The following is a 1480-nucleotide window of genomic DNA, read 5'->3' on the forward strand; positions in this document are numbered from 1 at the left end:
CTTACCATTTTCAGCTCGCCATTTTTTTACTTCCTTCACTACACCCTCTGGGCTGTCTTCTCTATTATCATCTGGATAGAAGATAAGGTCAGAACCAGCGGGATGCTCACATAATCTTTTAAACTCAATAAGATTGTTAATATCTTCTTCTTCAGTCGTTTTTTCCACATTAAAAAGCTTCTTTACTAATTCTAAAAATTCAGACTCAGTGTAATCACAAATACTTTTATCTTTCATATTATTCTACTCCTTTATGAATATCTATATGCCTTTTCGGAGTTAATACTCTAATATTTTCAATGTTGTAAACAGCACCATTTTTACTAATAGGCTTCAGATGATGAAGTTCATACTTTACTCGTCTGCCTACTTGCTCACGTTCTTTAGGAGATGGTGCTTTACCATTTTTAATATTTCCTAGATTACCCGATTTAAAATATTTAACTAAATTTGGGTCTTCCCCAACTACCTTCCAAAACGCCGCCCTAAATCTACCAAAATTACTAAACCGCCTGCCACGTAATTTATCGGCAATCTGAGCGGGAATGGGTGCCCCCATATCTTTACCCGCATCTACCAGCCAGATCCCCGTAATTCGCTCACCACGACCGGTTACCACACCCGGCTCATCACGAGGACTTTTTAAATAAACATACACTGGCTCCAGCCCGGAATCTGCCGGGAACCAGATAATGTAATCGTGGAAATCATGCGCATATAACTGCGGTAGTGGAAGTATAGTCGGTGTTATTACCGGTTTTATGATCATTTCACCCGTGTGCTGCAGGGTGGCCGGCGCGCTGCCCGGTGGGGCTAATATCGGGCGGGTTTCCGCTCCTGGTGGCTGTGCCGGGGTAAAAATCAGCGTGCGGGGCGGCGTGCTGTCGGTAGTGAAAGTATAAACGCCGGTTGATTCATCGTACTGCGCTGCACCAACTTTGACCTTCGGCAATACACCTGCCACGCCCGTTTTTACCGCATATATCTCCGTGCAACCTATCCAATCTTTAGCGTCAATGATCCGCATTCGCACTGGCAGAGCCATTTCACCCTGTGATACCAATGATTCTGTCGCAGATAACCCCATTGCACTCAGCGAGATACTGCCTACAAATTTCGGATTAACATTCCAACCCGGTGGCCGTTCGGAGCTTTCTCCCACTTTAGTCTGGTAGACCTCCAGAGCAATCATCGCCGCCACCGGACCTGATGCCGAAGTGGTCGCTATCGCACTGAGTTGCTCCTGTGCCGCCAGAAATGAATTGTGTAATTTGGCGGCTTCTCGCGGGGATAACGCAACAGCACTCATTCCCGACGCTGCAAAGCTGTATTGAGCTGATCCTGACGGCTGAAGCGCCGGTAACGTGAAACGATTTTGCCAGGCTGAGGCCTGTTGAGCACATGATGCTTCCGATACTTGCTGTTTGGTGCCTTCAACTCGCTGCCGCTCCTGCTCTGCTAGCCGCTCATTCTCCATTCG

At 46.8% G+C, this 1480-nt stretch carries 2 protein-coding genes; both read right to left on the bottom strand.

Annotated elements, in window-relative coordinates:
* Window positions 1-237: bacteriocin immunity protein (locus AC971_RS22380; RefSeq protein ID WP_053084956.1), on the bottom strand; the 237-nt coding region annotated here is incomplete at its 3' end.
* A gap of 1 nt (window position 238) precedes the next feature.
* On the bottom strand, window positions 239-1480 hold a 1242-nt coding region (locus AC971_RS24930; RefSeq protein ID WP_331454170.1), incomplete at its 5' end, for an S-type pyocin domain-containing protein.

It is taken from the genome of Yersinia similis, from assembly GCF_001053095.1.
Classification (GTDB): Bacteria; Pseudomonadota; Gammaproteobacteria; order Enterobacterales; family Enterobacteriaceae; genus Yersinia; species Yersinia similis.